This is a genomic window from Cellulosilyticum sp. WCF-2 (genome assembly GCF_003990395.1).
In the GTDB taxonomy this organism is placed as follows: Bacteria; Bacillota; Clostridia; order Lachnospirales; family Cellulosilyticaceae; genus Cellulosilyticum; species Cellulosilyticum lentocellum.
In genome coordinates, this window is record NZ_CP034675.1 from 4,675,031 (window position 1) to 4,693,318 (window position 18,288).

Below are 18,288 nucleotides of genomic sequence, written 5' to 3' on the forward strand. Positions count from 1 at the left end.
TGATTTATTTTGTTAATATCCTTTTTAAGATAATTAGTTACCTCTACGGTCTGAAATTACTTTGTCTTGGATATTTTTTGGACATGGTTCATAATGGTCGAATTCCATTGATGAGTTACCACGACCTTGTGTTCTTGAACGAAGGTCAGTTGTATATCCGAACATTTCTGCAAGAGGAACGAATGCTCTAACTTCTTGTCCGCCACCAACTGCGTTCATACCTTCCATACGTCCACGACGTGAGTTAAGACTTCCGATAACATCTCCTAAATATTCTTCTGGAGCTGTTACAACAACTTTCATGATAGGTTCAAGAAGTACACCACCTGCTTTTTTCATAGCATCTTTGAATGCCATAGAACCAGCAATTTTGAATGCCATTTCTGATGAATCGACATCGTGGTATGAACCATCATAACAGTCTGCTTTAACACCAAGAACTTTAAATCCAGCTAAAGGACCAGCATTCATAGCTTCTTGGATACCTTTGTCAACAGCTGGAATGTATTCTTTAGGAATAGATCCACCAACTACTGAGCTTACGAATTCGTAAGTGTGTTCAGAGTTAGGGTCAAGTTGTGAGAAACGAACTTTACAGTGACCGTATTGACCACTACCACCAGATTGTTTAACGTATTTAGATTCAACGTCAACATCTTTAGCAATTGTTTCTTTATATGCAACTTGAGGTGCACCTACATTAGCTTCTACTTTGAATTCTCTCATTAAACGGTCAACGATGATTTCAAGGTGAAGCTCACCCATACCTGCAATGATTGTTTGACCTGTTTCTTCATCTGTCCAAGTTTTAAATGTTGGATCTTCTTCTGCAAGTTTTGCAAGACCAAGTCCCATTTTTTCTTGTCCAGCTTTAGTTTTAGGTTCAATAGCAACTTGAATAACTGGTTCTGGGAATTCCATTGACTCTAAAATTACTGGGTGATCTTCATCACATAATGTATCACCTGTTGTAGTCATTTTTAAACCTACAGCAGCAGCGATATCTCCAGAGTAAACTTCAGAGATTTCTTTACGTTCATTAGCATGCATCTGTAAGATACGGCCTAAACGTTCTTTTCTGTTCTTAGTTGAGTTAAGAACATATGATCCTGATGAAATGCTTCCTGAGTACACACGGAAGAAAGCAAGCTTCCCTACGAATGGGTCAGTCATGATTTTGAATGCAAGAGCAGCAAATGGTTCATCATCAGATGAATGTTTGTCCATTTCTTCTCCTGTTTCAGGATTAACACCTTTAATAGCTGGGATATCTGTTGGTGCTGGCATAAATTCTACGATAGCATCAAGTAATTTTTGTACCCCTTTGTTTTTGTAAGCCGAACCACAAAGAACTGGAATGATTTGTACGTTGATAACTGCTTGACGAAGAGCCGCACGAAGTTGTTCTTCTCCAATTTCTTCACCTTCAAGGTACATCATCATTAATTCTTCATCAGTTTCACAAATTGCTTCAATCATCTCAGCACGATATTGTGCAGCCATTTCAGCCATATCTGCTGGGATTTCTTGTTCTTCAATTTCTTTACCTAAATCGTCTTTGTAGATGAATGCTTTGTTTTTGAATAAGTCAATTACTCCAACAAAGTTTTCTTCTGCACCGATTGGTAATTCGATAGGAACAGCATTTGCCCCTAATCTTTCTCTCATCATGCCTACTGCTCTTAAGAAGTCAGCACCCATGATATCCATTTTATTTACAAACGCCATACGTGGTACGTGGTATTTGTCAGCTTGACGCCATACTGTCTCAGATTGAGGTTCAACCCCACCTTTTGCACAGAATACGCCTACAGCACTATCAAGTACACGTAATGAACGCTCAACTTCTACAGTAAAGTCAACGTGTCCAGGAGTATCAATGATATTGATACGGTTATTTAACCAGAAACAAGTTGTTGCAGCGGATGTGATTGTGATACCACGTTCTTGCTCTTGTTCCATCCAGTCCATAGTAGCAGTACCTTCATGGCTCTCACCAATCTTATGGTTTCTACCTGTATAGAAAAGGATACGTTCTGTAAGAGTTGTTTTACCTGCATCGATATGAGCCATGATACCAATATTTCTGGTACGCTCAAGTGGATATTCTCTTCCTGCCAAGGTATTTCCTCCTTTAAATTAAATAGCCTACCATCTGTAGTGAGCAAATGCTTTGTTTGCTTCTGCCATTTTGTGTGTATCTTCTTTTTTCTTAACTGATCCACCTGTGTTATTAAGTGCATCTAATAACTCAGCTGCAAGAGCTTCAGTTGTAGTTTTTTCACCACGTTTACGTGTGTGAACTGTTAACCAACGAAGTCCTAATGTTTGACGTCTTTCTGGACGAACTTCCATAGGTACTTGGTAAGTTGCACCCCCTACACGGCGTGCTTTTACTTCTAATACTGGCATGATGTTTTCTAAAGCTTCTTGGAAAACTTCTAATGCATCTCTACCTGTTTTTTCTGCAATGATGTCAAACGCACCATATACTATTTTTTGAGCTTTTCCTCTTTTACCGTCTAGCATAATGTTGTTAATAAGCTTTGTTACTAACTTGCTGTTGTACATAGGATCAGCTAATACGTCTCTTTTTGCTACATGTCCTTTACGTGGCACGGTCTTCCCTCCTTAACTAATTTCATTCGAAATATCATCGGTACTCGTCCTCTTTAACGAGGATCGTGCGTGCCCACTCATCTATTTAAAATCTGACTAGTCAGCTTTTTATCGTAAGTTGGGCACCAATTCATTTCTTAGATTATTTTTTAACTTTTGGTCTCTTAGCACCGTATTTTGAACGAGCTTGTTTTCTGTTCGCAACACCTGCTGTATCAAGAGTACCACGAACGATATGGTAACGTGTACCTGGTAAGTCTTTTACCCTACCTCCGCGGATTAATACTACACTGTGTTCTTGAAGGTTATGACCTTCACCTGGAATGTAAGCTGTTACTTCAATCCCGTTTGTTAAACGAACTCTGGCAATCTTACGAAGAGCTGAGTTAGGTTTTTTAGGTGTAGCTGTTTTAACTGCTGTACAAACACCTCTTTTTTGTGGTGAAGAGATATCTGTAGGACGTTTTCTTAAAGAGTTGAACCCTTTTTGTAACGCTGGCGCAGTTGATTTTTTCTCGATTTCTTTTCTGCCTTTACGAACTAATTGGTTAAATGTAGGCATTCTGGCACCTCCTCCTTACGCGATAATTGCTGCTACTGCAGTTTTTACTTCTATGTTACATTTTTCGCCAAGTTCTTTCATTGTATCAACGAATTCAACTTGTACATTTTTCGCTTTTGCAAGCTCTACCACCTGACCCGTAACACGGTCATCGGCATCTTTAGCGACAAATACAACTTTAGCATCACCTTTTTCAAGATGTTTGATCGTTTGTTTTGTCCCCACAATTTGAATTGTGTTTTCCAAATCGTACAACATAAATCCCCCTTTAGGTTCATTTTTATGCATACTATTACACACTGACCTAGTCTATCACTCTAAGTCTTAGTTGTCAAGAATTATTTTGTTTTCTTTATTACTTTTGTGTAGCTGGAACATTTACAATTATAACGCATTCATCTTTGCTTTTCTCTAAGTAAATTATGTTAATTCTCCTTTATCTTGGTGGTTCTTTTATTTATAGTATATTTATTATAGTTTAGTAATTGATTTTGCCTACATCTAAATTGTTTACTAAAAACTCTTTTTTTATACGACGCTATAAATTTTATATACATATATAAGGATAACTTGCATTCTCCATGTCTTTATCATTTAATATCTGCGAGTTTATTACATAAACTAGCCTTTAATTAATGTATACAAGCTAGGACTTCTACCCCTCTATCCCTCATATACATACAGGTATTTATCATATAACTCATTACAAATCAGTTCAGATAAGTATTGTTCTTCTATATAAAACACTTCTTCTATATCATTCTTATACACCTCTACTTTTGTCTTTCCAAATCTTTGTTCTATATCTGGTATTTCGAATATCCAGCCTTTCCATTCTATCCTTGTTCTATACACATTTTGCTCCTTTATTTTATTTACAATGTATTTTAACAGTTTTATCTTAATGCTGCCTATAATTGTACTTATTAATTAAATTATCCTTTAATATGTTTCTTAATTATCTATTTATTCAGATTTTTCATTGTTTATTTCTAATCTATTTGTTACTATAAATTTAACACATTACTAAGGAGGAATACATGAAAAAGAAAACTTTGCTTACATATACTTTACGCACTCTAGTATTTATCATAGGTTTAGGCTTTTTTGCTTTTTTAGCTTCACTACTTATCAATCTCTATATGATTAACACTGCTAATACTTACATCTACTCTTCCCCAAATGATACACCTTTATTAGATTCTAGCGTTATTATTGTATTAGGTGCACAGGTTCATTCAAATGGTAATCCTTCTGGTATTTTAAAAGATCGATTAGATACAGCTTATGCTATTTATAAAAATAACTCTCAATTAAAAATTTTAGTATCTGGTGACCATGGACAAAAAAATTATGATGAAGTTAATGCCATGAAAGATTATCTTATTAGTCTAGGTATTCCTACAAAACAAATTTATCTGGATCATGCAGGTTTTAGTACCTACGAAACTATGTATCGCGCAAAAGAAATATTCGAAGTTAACAAGGCTATTATTGTAACCCAAGATTATCATCTTAAGAGAGCTGTTTATTTAGCAAATGCTAGGGGTATTGAAGCCTACGGCGTAAAAGCGGATATACTTTCATATCCCAACATTAAATATTTTGAAGCTAGAGAATACTTGGCACGTGTTAAAGATTTCTGTTATTCATTATTTAATCCTAAGCCTACTTATTTAGGCGATAAAATTCCTATCATGTCCACTGATAGCTCGCTTACCTACGATAAGAAAGTGGACTAGCCTCCACATTTCTTCCGCTAGGGAACCCTAGGTTCCCTTCGGCACTGACAAAAAAACATGTCAGCTGAGCCCCCTCCTGAATACGGCAGGAAATACTTCCCCTGCACCCTTATAGTCTAGGAAAGTTCTATTTTTATACAAAAGTAGAACTTTCCTAGATTATGAAAAATAATAATAAAATCCCCCTTAAGCTTAAATAAACTTAAGGGGGATTTTATTATCTATTCTGTTACCATTTCAATATCTAGTTTACGATATCTATCCATACCTGTACCGGCTGGAATAAGTTTACCAATGATAACATTTTCTTTAAGACCGATAAGTGGATCAGTTTTACCTTTAATTGCTGCTTCTGTAAGAACTTTAGTTGTTTCTTGGAAGGAAGCTGCTGATAAGAAGCTTTCAGTAGCAAGAGAAGCTTTTGTAATACCAAGTAATACATTTTTACCTTCTGCTGGCTCTAAACCTTCTGCTTCTGCTTTTTTATTTACCTCTTCGAATTCTAAGATATCGATAGAGCTTCCTGGAAGTAATCCAGTATCTCCACTTTCCTCAATCTTAATTTTCTTAAGCATTTGGCGAACGATAACCTCTATGTGCTTATCGTTAATATCTACACCTTGAAGACGGTATACACGTTGAACCTCTTGAATCATGTAATGTTGTACCCCTAGGATACCTTTAACTTTAAGGATATCATGTGGATTTACACTACCTTCTGTAAGTTCATCCCCTGCTTCAACATACATATCATCTTGTACTTTAATTCTTGAACCATAAGGGATTACATATGATTTTACATTGCCTGTTTCATTATCAGTTACTGTAACTTCACGCTTTTTCTTGTTATCAGTAATTGTAACAACACCGTTAATTTCAGAGATGATTGCAAGTCCTTTTGGTTTACGTGCTTCAAATAACTCTTCAACACGAGGAAGACCTTGTGTGATATCATCTCCAGCAATACCTCCTGTATGGAAAGTACGCATTGTAAGCTGTGTACCTGGTTCACCGATAGATTGAGCTGCAATAATACCAACAGACTCACCAATTCTTACTTGGTTACCAGATGACATGTTGGCACCGTAACATTTAGCGCAAACACCAATCTTAGATTTACATCTAAGGACATTACGGATACGAACTTTTTGAATACCGATTTCTTCGATATAATCAGCTTGGTTTGGTTTAATCATTTGATTTGCTGGTACAATTACTTCACCTGTTTCTGGGTGAACAATATCATCAGCTGCTACACGACCAGCTAAACGTTCATTTAGTGGTTCGATAACTTCTGCACCATCTTTGTATGCAGACACCCACATACCTGGGATTGGTTCATTTGGTGCATGCTCATGACAATCTTCCTCACGAATGATAACGTCTTGAGATACGTCAACAAGACGACGTGTAAGGTATCCAGAGTCAGCTGTTCTAAGTGCTGTATCGGCAAGACCTTTACGCGCACCATGAGCTGAGATGAAGTATTCAAGAACAGAAAGACCTTCACGGAAGTTAGCTTTAATAGGAAGCTCGATTGTACGACCTGATGTAGATGCCATCAGACCACGCATACCAGCTAACTGTTTAATCTGGTTAGTAGAACCACGGGCACCAGAGTGTGCCATCATGTAGATATTATTGTATTTACCAAGATTATCAAGAAGGGCTTTTGTAATCTTATCATTAGCCTTATTCCATGCTTGGATAACTTTATTGTAACGTTCTTCATCTGTCATAAGACCACGTCTGAAGAGTTTTGTTACATGATCTACTTCTGCTTGAGCTTCATCTAAGAAGCCTTGTTTCTCCTCTGGAACAACCATATCTGATACAGATACAGTAAGTGATCCTCTTGTAGAGAACTTGTAACCAAGATCCTTAACATTATCAAGGAAGATAGCTGTCTCAGTAGCACCATGTGTATTGATACATTTCTTGATTAATTTACCAAGTTCTTTTTTACCAACTAAAAAATCTACTTCATATTTAAATGTGTTTTCTTCTTTACTTCTATCTACAAAACCAAGGTCTTGTGGTACGATTTCGTTGAAAATGATACGTCCTGCAGTTGTATCTGTAAGACCCATTTGTTCTTCGCCATTAATCATTAAAGTACGTCTTACTTTAATCGGTGCATGAAGTGTAATAACTTTATTATCATAAGCAAGTAATGCTTCTTTTTCATCATGGAAGATTTTGTGCGCACCAATTTGACGTTTAACCCAAACTACTGTGCCATCTTCTTTGGTTACTTTCTCAACTTCATCTTTGTCAGTAAGAGCCCCTACTTCTTCTTCAGTAGCATACTCTTCGTCATCTTTTTTAAGTGTTAAATAGTATGTCCCAAGAACCATATCTTGTGATGGTACTGCAACTGGTGCTCCATCAGAAGGTTTAAGAAGGTTGTTTGGTGCTAAAAGTAAGAATCTACATTCAGCTTGTGCTTCAACTGATAAAGGAACGTGAACAGCCATTTGGTCACCATCGAAGTCAGCGTTGTAAGCTGTACATACAAGTGGGTGAAGTTTAATCGCACGACCTTCAACTAAGATTGGTTCAAATGCTTGAATACCAAGTCTATGAAGTGTTGGTGCACGGTTAAGCATTACTGGATGTTCTCTGATTACTTCTTCTAAAACATCCCAAACTTGTGGTTGTAATCTTTCAATCATGTGCTTAGCATTTTTGATATTGTGTGCAATACCATCAGATACTAATTTCTTCATAACAAATGGTTTGAAAAGCTCAATAGCCATTTCTTTTGGAAGACCACATTGATAAATTTTAAGGCTTGGTCCAACTACGATAACCGAACGTCCTGAGTAGTCAACACGTTTACCAAGTAAATTTTGACGGAAACGTCCTGATTTACCTTTAAGCATATCTGAAAGTGATTTAAGTGGTCTGTTACCAGGTCCTGTTACTGGTTTACCACGACGACCATTATCAATAAGGGCATCAACAGCTTCTTGTAACATACGTTTTTCATTTCTTACAATAATATTAGGTGCACCTAAATCAAGTAATCTTTTAAGACGATTGTTACGGTTAATAACTCTTCTATAGAGGTCATTAAGGTCAGATGTAGCAAAACGTCCACCATCAAGTTGAATCATAGGTCTAAGGTCAGGTGGAAGAACTGGAACAACGTCCATAATCATCCATTCAGGTTTATTATCTGATAAACGGAATGCTTCAATAACTTCAAGACGTTTAATAACACGAATTCTCTTTTGACCTGTTGTTGTTTTAAGTTGAGCCTTAAGATCAATACTTTCTGCTTCTAAATCAATGTCAGAAAGTAATTTCTTAATAGCTTCAGCACCCATTTCTGCTACGAATGAGCCTGGGCCATATTTTTCTTCCGCTTCTCTGTATTCTTTTTCGCCTAAGATTTCTTTATACTCAAGCCCAGTATCTTTTGGGTCTAGTACAATGTAAGCTGCGAAATATAAAATCTTCTCAAGTTTACCTGGAGTGATATCTAAGATAAGACCCATTCTACTTGGAATACCTTTAAAGTACCAAATATGAGATACTGGGGCAGCCAGTTCAATATGCCCCATTCTCTCACGTCTAACTTTAGCTTTTGTAACCTCTACTCCACAACGGTCACAAATAACGCCTTTGTATCTAATTCTCTTATACTTTCCACAGTGACATTCCCAGTCTTTGCTAGGCCCGAAAATTCTTTCGCAGAAGAGACCATCTCTTTCCGGTCTTTGTGTACGGTAATTAATTGTTTCTGGTTTTTTTACTTCTCCTCGTGACCACTCGCGGATTTTTTCAGGGGAAGCCAGTCCTATCTTAATTTGTTCAAAATAGATAGATTGATCCAAGTTTGACATGCTACGCACTCCCTTCATACTTTTATAAATCTAAATCACCTAATCCATCCTCTTCGAAGATTATGTCGTCTTCAGGCTCAAAATCTAATTCAATATTATCATCAAATAAATCTGGTTCTACATCAAGTTCTCCATCGGTATCAATATTTTCTTCAATGTAACCATCTTCTGGTATTTCTTCTAATACTTCAACGTTAGGTGCAATGCCTTCACCTTCATCAACACTTTCTTTAATATCAATTTCTGTCATATTACTTGTTAATACTCTAATATCAAGTGAAAGTGATTGAAGCTCTTTGAGTAATACTTTAAATGATTCTGGGATACCTGGTTCAGGTATATTTTCACCTTTAACGATAGATTCATAAGTTTTAACACGGCCTACCACGTCATCGGACTTAATTGTTAAGATTTCTTGAAGTGTGTATGCAGCACCATATGCTTCAAGTGCCCAAACCTCCATCTCACCAAAACGTTGTCCACCGAATTGTGCTTTACCACCAAGTGGTTGTTGTGTGATTGTTGCATAAGGACCAGTTGAACGAGCATGCATTTTATCATCAACTAAATGGTGAAGTTTAAGGTAGTGCATGTATCCAACAGTTACAGGGTTATCAAACTCTTCACCAGTACGTCCATCTCTTAAACGGATTTTACCAGTCCTATCAAGTGGTACCCCTTTCCATTCTGCTCTATGATCTCTGTTATCAGAAAGATACTTAATAACACTTTCATCAACTCTTTGTGACCATTTTGCTTCAAACTCTTCCCATGACCAGTTAACATAGTCGTTAGCCATTTCAAGAGTACTCATAATATCTTGCTCTGTTGCACCATTAAATACTGGTGTTTCAATTTTAAAGCCAAGGGCTTTAGCTGCAAGTCCTAAGTGGACTTCAAGTACCTGACCGATATTCATACGTGATGGTACCCCTAATGGATTAAGAACGATATCAAGAGGACGACCATTTGGAAGGAATGGCATATCTTCTACTGGAAGTACTCTCGAGATAACACCCTTGTTACCGTGACGTCCCGCCATTTTATCCCCTACAGAGATTTTTCTCTTTTGAGCGATATAACAACGAACCATTTTGTTAACACCTGGATCAAGTTCATCTCCATTTTCACGAGTGAAAATCTTAACATCTACGATAATACCAGCTTCACCATGAGGTACACGAAGTGAAGTATCTCTTACTTCTCTTACCTTTTCACCAAAGATTGCACGAAGTAATCTTTCTTCAGCTGTAAGCTCTGTTTCACCTTTAGGTGTTACACGACCTACTAAAATATCTCCAGAACGAACTTCAGCACCAATACGGATAATACCTCTTTCATCAAGGTCTTTAAGCGTATCTTCACCAACGTTTGGAATATCCCTTGTGATTTCCTCTGGTCCTACTTTTGTATCACGTGCTTCAACTTCATATTCTTCAATATGAATTGAAGTATAAATATCATCTTGAACAAGTCTTTCACTAAGAAGAATAGCATCCTCATAGTTGTAACCTTCCCATGTCATGAATCCAATAAGTGGATTTTGACCAAGAGCAAGTTCACCATTTTGAGTAGAAGGTCCATCAGCTAAGACATCACCTTTCTTAACAATATCTCCTTTGTTAACTACTGGTCTTTGGTTAATACATGTACCAGCATTACTACGTTCAAACTTTTCTAATTTATATGAGTGCTTTTTACCCTCATTATCTTTAACAATAATTTCTTTTGCAGTACATTTGTCTACAATACCATCTTCTCTAGCTACAGCTAATGCACCTGAGTCGATACCAATTTTGTATTCCATACCTGTTGCTACGATTGGACTGTTTGTAGCAATTAATGGTACTGCCTGACGTTGCATGTTCGCTCCCATTAAGGCACGGTTAGCATCATCGTTTTCAAGGAAAGGAATTAATGCAGTCGCTACAGAAACGATTTGTTTTGTAGATACATCCATTAAATCTATTTTCTTATAATCATAATCAAGAATATCTTCTGCATGACGTGCAGTTACACGTTTATTAATGAAGTAACCCTCTTCATCAAACTGTTCTGTAGCTTGACAAACTGTGTATTTTTCTTCTTCATCAGCAGTAATATAAATAACTTCATCTGTAAGTCTTGGTTCTGGTCCTGACTTATCAATAACACGATATGGTGCTTCAATAAAACCATATTCATTAATACGAGCGAATGTCGCAAGTGAGTTGATAAGACCGATGTTTGGACCTTCAGGAGTCTCAATAGGACACATACGCCCATAGTGAGAGTAGTGAACGTCACGAACTTCGAAGCCTGCACGCTCTCTAGAAAGACCACCTGGTCCAAGAGCTGATAATCTTCTTTTATGAGTAAGTTCGGCAAGTGGGTTGTTATGGTCCATGAATTGTGACAATTGTGAACTACCAAAGAATTCTTTGATAGCTGATGACACTGGGCGGATATTTATAAACGCTTGTGGACTAACAGCTTCTTGATCTTGAATAGTCATTCTTTCACGAACTACTCTTTCCATACGAGAAAGACCGATACGGAATTGGTTTTGGAATAATTCGCCTACACCACGGATACGTCTGTTACCTAAGTGGTCGATATCATCTGTATTACCAATTTCATATTCTAAATGCATATTATAGTTAATAGATGCAAAAATATCATCTAAAGTGATACATTTTGGAATAAGATCAGCTTTTCTAGCTTTAATTTCTGCTTTGATTTCTTCTATATCATGATATTGTTCTAAAATTTCTTCAAGAACTGGATAATATACTGTATCTTTAATACCAAGCTCTTCTGGATTAACATCAACAAAATGGTTAAGTTCTACTGTTCTGTTAGTGATAATTTTGATAGGCTTGTCTGAGTTTGCTACATTAACATGAATAGCTTCGATACCTGTATTTTGGATAGCATTTGCAAGTGCTACTGTGATTTTATCACCTTCGCTTGCTACAATCTCACCTGTGAAAGGATCAATAACATTGTCTGCAAGTGTAAGTCCCATTACACGATTACGAAGTGCTAGCTTTTTATTAAATTTATAACGTCCTACTTTTGCAAGGTCGTAACGTTTTGGATCAAAGAACATGTTTCTAAGGAGTGTTTCAGCGCTATCTACTGTAGGTGGTTCACCTGGACGTATACGCTTATACATTTCAAGAAGACCTTCTTCATATGTCTTACTTGTATCCTTTTGAATTGTTTCAAGGATCTTAGGCTCTTCACCAAATTTCTCGATAATTTCTGCATCGCTGCCAAGACCTAATGAACGTAAAAGCACTGTAATAGGAACTTTACGTGTACGGTCTACACGTACATAAAAAATATCATTTGAGTCTGTTTCATATTCTAGCCAAGCACCACGGTTTGGAATAACTGATGCTGAGAATAATTTCTTACCTGTTTTGTCAAAAGCAATATCATAATAAATACCTGGTGAACGTACTAACTGACTAACAATAACACGTTCTGCACCATTTATAATGAAGGTAGCGTTTTCTGTCATAAGTGGAAAATCACCCATAAACACTTCACTATCAACACTTGTGCCTGTTTCTTTATTATGAAGACGAGCTTTTACTTTAAGAGGTGCACAATAAGTAGCATCTCTTTCTCTACATTCTTCAATTGTATACTTTGGTTTGCTGTCTAAATAAAAATCAACAAATTCTAAAATGAGATTACCATTAAAATCAGTAATAGGAGAAATGTCTTCAAATACTTCTTTAAGACCTTCATTTAAAAACCATTCATAAGATGAACGTTGAAGCTCCACAAGATTAGGAATTTCTAATACTCCATCCTCTGTTCTAGCGTAGCTCATGCGAATTTGTTTGCCCATGTTAACTGGACGCATTTTAGATTTTTGCATGTGTTCCTCACCCCTTGCAAAATTTATAAATAATGCACGTTAATGCATTGTTCCGAAATAGGTTTAAAATGTGACATATTCACGCCTAATGCTTGATAAGCAGAAGTTTTTAATGTGAATATGTATTGTAAATAGCGAGTTACTATGCTATAATAAGGAAAAAACTACATATCACATAGCATATTAGCGCATTTTATAATGCTATCACAAAACAAAGGGTTAGTCAACCCTTTGTTTTTTTTATATTTTTCCATGTATAGTGGTGGATGCAACTCATTTTAAGCATATCATCCCCCAATACTTGTTTCAAGGGGTATTCCCTTTACAATTTAGTAACAAAAAAGGTAGCTCGTTCGAGCTACCTTTTCTATATTCATACATTAATTATTTTAATGTAACTTTAGCGCCAACTTCTTCTAATTTAGCTTTGATTGATTCAGCTTCATCTTTAGCTACGCCTTCTTTAAGCACTTTTGGAGCGCCATCTACAGCTTCTTTAGCTTCTTTTAAGCCAAGACCTGTGATTTCACGAACAACTTTGATAACTTTGATTTTTTCTGCGCCAGCTTCTGTTAATTCAACATCGAAGTCTGTTTTTTCTTCTGCTGCTGCACCTGCTGGACCTGCTGCAACCATAACACCTGCTGCTGCTGATACACCAAATTCTTCTTCACAAGCTGTTACTAATTCGTTTAATTCTAAGATAGTTAATTCTTTAACTGCATCGATAATTTCTTGGATTGATAATTTTGCCATTGTAAGCACCTCCGTAAATTTTAATTAATATAATATTTTTAAGTTTCGTACTAATCCTATGCTTCTTTTTCTGCAACTTGTTTGATAACACGTGCAAAGCTTGCCATAGGTGATTTGAAGCTTCCAAGTAAACGACCAAGTAATTCTTCTCTAGGAGCGATATTACCGATAGCCATCATACCTTTAGCATCATAGTAAGTGCCTTCTACAACACCTGATTTAAATTCTAATTTTTCATTGTCTTTAGCTACTTTAGCAAGAATTCTTGGACCTGCTGTTGCATCTGCGTATGAAATAGCAATAGCTGTTGGTCCTTCAAGATCTTTAGAAATCTCTGCGAACTCTGTACCTTCAATAGCAAAGTTAACCATAGTGTTTTTGAATACTCTGTATTCTACACCAGCTTCACGAAGATCTTTACGAAGTTTAGTATCTTGTTCTACTGTAAGACCACGGTAGTCTACTAATAAAACTGAAGAAGCTCCGTTAAGTTTTTCTTTAATTTGGTTAACAACTACTTGTTTTTGTTCTACTTTTGCCATTGTTACACCTCCTTGTTTTAATGCATAAAAAAATCGTCTTGCACATCTCCGCAGGCAAAACGATACACTTCCGTCCTTATTATAAAGACCTCGGTAGGTTGTTATACGTTATGTCCCAGTGGGACACCTACTGTCTGCGGCACAGTATTTATTTATCAACAAAACCTATTCTATCACTTACTTGTCTTGCTTGTCAACATTTTTAATTCTCCATTTTATTGAAGTATGTATCGTCGTAAAATTTTTACTAGCACATAAATAAATTTGTTAGTAAGACAAATTATTAGTACATAGAATAATGATGTTAATTATAATAAAATAATTATATTGAACAGCTACTAAAAAACGATATGTTAAAGAATTTAAAACTCATGTGCTAAAACAAGCATTAGATGACGTTATAAGTTGCTTAATACCTAATAACTCTAATCAAACATTAAGCAACCTAGCACAAAATTTAAAAAGCTTAGCTTTTTCATAAGAGATATTGTCCAATAGTCCACGCTACGACAAGTATTTTAAACTACATATCACATTTATATAATTGCAAAATACTTCATAGACTAAGCTACTTTAAGTAATTCATAGTATTTAATATCCCATTATAGTCGCAAATAAAACACTTGCTTCATATATATTAGTTACATTGAAATGTGATGCATTCAGAACTAATCCTCCATCTTTATTAAAACCTGTAGCATAGAGTGGCACATCACTTATAACTTCTTTATAAGTCTGTGGAACGGTTTCCATAGAATATAGATTTTCATTAAACCAGGTCTCAAATTCTCTTCCATATAAAGATGCTGCCTGCTTTGCTAAATGAAGTCTATAGTCAAATTTAATATCATCTCTTCTTAACTTTTCAAAAGAACGAGTAAACATACTATCTACTTTAAATATTTTTTCAATCTCTTCTTTTGTCACTAATCCTCTTGCTATGCATCTATAAAGACTCGTATAAAGTAAATTTGTATCTATTTCTAACATAGGCATATATTTTTCTATACTAGCTCTAGAAAATCCTGCTATATTATTCATTTGTTTCACTTCATTCTTATATTCTCTTTCCTCACTACCTTCCCTAATTGTTCTTTCATTAGCACCAATGGATAAGTTAGTCATTCCAGCTATAGTAATAGGATATTTTATCAGAGGTATTTCCTTAGCTACTAAAACATTTACTAACCCCATATAGACGTCTTGACTAGCACCATCCCACAATCTCCCTGTTCTAGCTATTAATTCTTTTAAATATTCTCTTCGATACCCTGAATTTATATATAGCATAGGCAGTCCATACATACTATTTGGATCATTAGCTAGCATTGCTATATAATCTTTTAATCCGATATTCATTATGCTTATATCATTTTTAATATAATTTTTAGGAATAATAAATTGATGCTCTTGGCTTTTCTGGAATCCTGGCCATGCATAAAAACCTCTTTCCCATTGCAACACTTGATGTTGGGGTAAATCTTTTAACACATATTCCAAAACACTTAATCCCCATGGCAAAATGGCATCATCTGAACCAATGGAAAAAATAAATTTTCCTTTAGCCATTAAAAATGCATACTCAAAACTTTTAGTTAATGGTAAATCATATGGTGTCCTATAATATTTAATTCTCTCATCATTTAACTCTAAAAAAAGCTCATATACTTCATTATTGTTAGCAGTCGAATTATCACTCAAGACAATCTCATAATGACCATCATAGTCTTGTTTTAAACATGTCATAAGGGTATACTTCAATGCCTTAGCTGAATTTCTAGCAGGTACTACTATTGAAAAATCACATTCAGCATCACTATTTATTTTCTCCTCAGCATCAATATCATAAAGCATACTAATGTATTTTAAATAATTACCATACCATCCAAATACTATTTGCCCCTGGATATTTATACTGCTACTTCCCCCTAATATTTGTAAATTTTTCTTAAGCAATGTTGTTTCTTCTAGACATGTCATCATCTCTTGCGTACAAAAAATATTGAATACATCTCCACTAGTATTGAATATTTCCTTCAAAATACAATCTGTATTGACACTCATGGCATTATTCATCATATATGTAGCGATAGGCCTAATAATTTTTATGGACTCTCCTATCTTCTCTATATTATCCATACTAACTTGCGTTAGTTCCTCTATTGTTACATCTCTTTCTATTTCACATGTAATAGGTTCTTCTATTATTACTATTTCTTGACCGAAAACACTAAGTAGATTGATGAGCACTTCCAACTTAGTTCTCTCATTAGATGTCATAACCACAATAGATTTTCTGCACTTTCCTTGCATAAGTACTAGATCTAAATACCCAAAATTTAGCATCTTATCTACTGTAGATCTTATATCATTCTTATCCATTTTCATATGATATAAAAGCATACATATATAATACATCACACTGTCATGAGATATATAATATATATCAGCCATTTTTTTCAGTAGCTCGCAATTATCCATATCCTCTAAAAACGCTTCGGCAGTATTATCTAGCATATCATTATAATCTTTAATAATACGACTTTCTTCTCCAGAATGTATATATTGCATAATTGCTTTCTTAACCTTTATTTTTTCCTGTTCAACTATATCTCCATTTATTTCTGCTAATTTTTCATATACATCTAATAACTCTTGCTGACCATCATATTCGTATAAATCCAAACTTTTATCATTAAGAAAATCATATACTTCTTGTATAGGATAGTCTAATGCAATCATAGCCTCAGCTTTTGCTACTATCCACCTTAATCTTACAGGCTTTATCTTGTATAGTTCTTCTAGTTCATCTAATGCCTGCTGAGCTTGCCCCTGTACTATTTTTTTTCTTATCACTTCAACTTTTGACAAATATTCTACTTCTATCACTTTCCCACTTCCTCTTATACTTGCATTTTGTTATATTACAAATATCTAATCTATCTTTCGAATAAGTTTAAATGCTTCTACATAATGCTTTCCAACTACAGTTCCCCATCTTTTTGCTATTATCTCTAAAGCTTCTAAAGACCTGGGATGTGGATAATCTCTTATTTCCGAAGTATAATATGACATCGCTTTTAATTTATCTTGAAATGTATGCTTAATATCAACAAATACATTTGGTACAAACTCCGTTCCTAGTGTGCTAAAATTCCATTCCGTTGAAGATGGGGTTTCAAAAGTATAGATTTCTTTAACAGAGTATTCACCTATAGGCCTACATGCTGTTAATACTGCCTCATAAGTTTTTCTATGATCGATATTTAAATCACCTTCATGGTGTGTATAAATAATATCTGGTTTTAGAATTTCTATGTATTTTTCTATTTCTTTAATAATATCCAATAAATCAATTCTATCAAAACGATTATCTGGTAAGTTGGAGAAGATAACTTGTTGATAACCTATTTCCCTTGCTGCTTTAAATGTGTTTGCGTGTAAATTTTTAATTTTATTTTCATACTCTCTTTCTTCTCTAGAAGTTATACCCTCTCCTAAGATAATACAATTTATCTCATGTCCTTCTTGTGAAAATTTCTTTATTGTAGCTCCTAACCCTAGTATTTCATCATCCGGATGTGCTACAATCACTAAGATTTTACTCATGTCTACTCATCCTCCAATAAAAATTCTGCATCCGCTATAAGTTTTCCCTGTCTAAGTGTAGCTCTTGAAAAATTGATTTTATATCTTCCAAATTTAATGTATGCATTGGGATAACCCTCTGCATCTAGCATTCTAATGTAATCATAAATCTTGTCTAATTCAAATTCTTGTTTTATTTCACTTTCACTTTCTTTTCTTCTTTTAAAAGTAACTACCTCTCCAGTTTGTTGTTTACACTCTATATATTCCTCATTCAAAAAACAAGGTATCATTTTTTTAAATATAACCTTGGATGCTCTAATAAAAATCTCTTCTGCTGTACCATTTAAGTTTAAATCTTCTTTAAAATAAATTTCTCCAGCATCTATCTCTGCGGATACTCTAATTGCAGATACTTTTGTATTTTCTATTCCTCGAACTATCAAATTTTGTAACGGACTTCCTCCCCTCCCAAAGGGTAAATCTGTTATATGAAATACTACACAATTATAATTTTCATAAATCTCTTCTGGAATCATCCACGACCAATGTGGGAAAAAAATATAATCTGGCTCTATCTCTTTAACTTTTGCATAAGTTAAATTGTTTTTTTGAGTAATAAGTATTATTTCATGTTTATCTTTATATTCATCCTTCAAATATTTACAGTTACTAATATTCCATGACTTTATAGTAGCAATAATTATCTTCATATTCCTTTGACATTTTAAGTTGTAGTAACAACTTTTCCTCC

At 35.0% G+C, this 18,288-nt stretch carries 13 protein-coding genes and 1 other annotated feature; of the genes, 1 reads left to right on the top strand and 12 read right to left on the bottom strand.

Annotation, left to right across the window (positions count from 1 at the left end):
• Nucleotides 1-33: 33 nt before the first annotated feature.
• The 5 genes from fusA to EKH84_RS21330 all read right to left on the bottom strand — a co-directional run bounded on the left by fusA (nt 34) and on the right by EKH84_RS21330 (nt 4,036).
• Entirely contained in the window at nt 34-2,121 is a 2,088-nt protein-coding gene (gene fusA / locus EKH84_RS21310) for an elongation factor G (protein ID WP_013658509.1), read from the bottom strand.
• Nucleotides 2,122-2,148: 27 nt separating this feature from the next.
• Nucleotides 2,149-2,619, bottom strand: a complete 471-nt coding sequence (gene rpsG, locus EKH84_RS21315; protein WP_013658510.1) for a 30S ribosomal protein S7 — start codon at nt 2,617-2,619, stop codon at nt 2,149-2,151.
• 142 nt (nt 2,620-2,761) lie between these two features.
• Entirely contained in the window at nt 2,762-3,181 is a 420-nt protein-coding gene (gene rpsL, locus EKH84_RS21320; RefSeq protein ID WP_013658511.1) for a 30S ribosomal protein S12, read from the bottom strand.
• A 15-nt stretch (nt 3,182-3,196) separates the two neighbouring features.
• Complete coding sequence (locus tag EKH84_RS21325) at nt 3,197-3,439, bottom strand: ribosomal L7Ae/L30e/S12e/Gadd45 family protein (RefSeq protein ID WP_013658512.1); 243 nt, start codon at nt 3,437-3,439, stop codon at nt 3,197-3,199.
• 405 nt (nt 3,440-3,844) lie between these two features.
• Nucleotides 3,845-4,036 (bottom strand): hypothetical protein, encoded by a 192-nt coding sequence (locus EKH84_RS21330; RefSeq protein ID WP_127067844.1) that lies wholly within the window; start codon nt 4,034-4,036, stop codon nt 3,845-3,847.
• A 185-nt stretch (nt 4,037-4,221) separates the two neighbouring features.
• On the opposite strand from EKH84_RS21330, the gene EKH84_RS21335 reads away from it, so the two are divergent.
• On the top strand, nt 4,222-4,923 hold the full coding sequence (locus EKH84_RS21335; RefSeq protein ID WP_127067845.1) for a SanA/YdcF family protein: 702 nt from the start codon (nt 4,222-4,224) through the stop codon (nt 4,921-4,923).
• A 221-nt stretch (nt 4,924-5,144) separates the two neighbouring features.
• On the opposite strand, the gene rpoC is transcribed toward EKH84_RS21335, so the two are convergent.
• From rpoC to EKH84_RS21370, 7 genes are all read right to left on the bottom strand, one after another.
• Nucleotides 5,145-8,774, bottom strand: a complete 3,630-nt coding sequence (rpoC, locus tag EKH84_RS21340) for a DNA-directed RNA polymerase subunit beta' (RefSeq protein ID WP_127067846.1) — start codon at nt 8,772-8,774, stop codon at nt 5,145-5,147.
• Between the two features lie 22 nt (nt 8,775-8,796).
• Nucleotides 8,797-12,648: a DNA-directed RNA polymerase subunit beta gene (gene rpoB, locus EKH84_RS21345; protein ID WP_127067847.1), complete on the bottom strand. Its 3,852-nt coding sequence runs from the start codon at nt 12,646-12,648 to the stop codon at nt 8,797-8,799.
• 384 nt (nt 12,649-13,032) lie between these two features.
• Nucleotides 13,033-13,404, bottom strand: a complete 372-nt coding sequence (gene rplL, locus EKH84_RS21350) for a 50S ribosomal protein L7/L12 (RefSeq protein ID WP_013658517.1) — start codon at nt 13,402-13,404, stop codon at nt 13,033-13,035.
• Nucleotides 13,405-13,460: 56 nt separating this feature from the next.
• Entirely contained in the window at nt 13,461-13,946 is a 486-nt protein-coding gene (rplJ, locus tag EKH84_RS21355) for a 50S ribosomal protein L10 (RefSeq protein WP_013658518.1), read from the bottom strand.
• 18 nt (nt 13,947-13,964) lie between these two features.
• Nucleotides 13,965-14,104 (bottom strand) — a sequence feature (ribosomal protein L10 leader region).
• A 433-nt stretch (nt 14,105-14,537) separates the two neighbouring features.
• Nucleotides 14,538-16,835 (bottom strand): glycosyltransferase, encoded by a 2,298-nt coding sequence (locus EKH84_RS21360; protein WP_127067848.1) that lies wholly within the window; start codon nt 16,833-16,835, stop codon nt 14,538-14,540.
• Nucleotides 16,836-16,880: 45 nt separating this feature from the next.
• A complete protein-coding gene (locus tag EKH84_RS21365) occupies nt 16,881-17,555 on the bottom strand; it encodes a PIG-L deacetylase family protein (protein ID WP_127067849.1) in 675 nt (224 codons plus the stop codon).
• Nucleotides 17,556-17,557: 2 nt separating this feature from the next.
• The gene (locus EKH84_RS21370; protein WP_127067850.1) at nt 17,558-18,247 is read right to left on the bottom strand and encodes a methionyl-tRNA formyltransferase; all 690 of its coding nucleotides are present in this window, start codon (nt 18,245-18,247) and stop codon (nt 17,558-17,560) included.
• Nucleotides 18,248-18,288: the final 41 nt, after the last annotated feature.

Coding starts and splice junctions, on each gene's coding strand:
- rpoB (WP_127067847.1), bottom strand. CDS start 12,648: ATGCAAAAATCTAAAATGCGTCCAGTTAACATGGGCAAACAAATTCGC.
- EKH84_RS21365 (WP_127067849.1), bottom strand. CDS start 17,555: ATGAGTAAAATCTTAGTGATTGTAGCACATCCGGATGATGAAATACTA.
- rpoC (WP_127067846.1), bottom strand. CDS start 8,774: ATGTCAAACTTGGATCAATCTATCTATTTTGAACAAATTAAGATAGGA.
- rplL (WP_013658517.1), bottom strand. CDS start 13,404: ATGGCAAAATTATCAATCCAAGAAATTATCGATGCAGTTAAAGAATTA.
- EKH84_RS21335 (WP_127067845.1), top strand. CDS start 4,222: ATGAAAAAGAAAACTTTGCTTACATATACTTTACGCACTCTAGTATTT.
- EKH84_RS21325 (WP_013658512.1), bottom strand. CDS start 3,439: ATGTTGTACGATTTGGAAAACACAATTCAAATTGTGGGGACAAAACAA.
- rpsL (WP_013658511.1), bottom strand. CDS start 3,181: ATGCCTACATTTAACCAATTAGTTCGTAAAGGCAGAAAAGAAATCGAG.
- EKH84_RS21370 (WP_127067850.1), bottom strand. CDS start 18,247: ATGAAGATAATTATTGCTACTATAAAGTCATGGAATATTAGTAACTGT.
- rplJ (WP_013658518.1), bottom strand. CDS start 13,946: ATGGCAAAAGTAGAACAAAAACAAGTAGTTGTTAACCAAATTAAAGAA.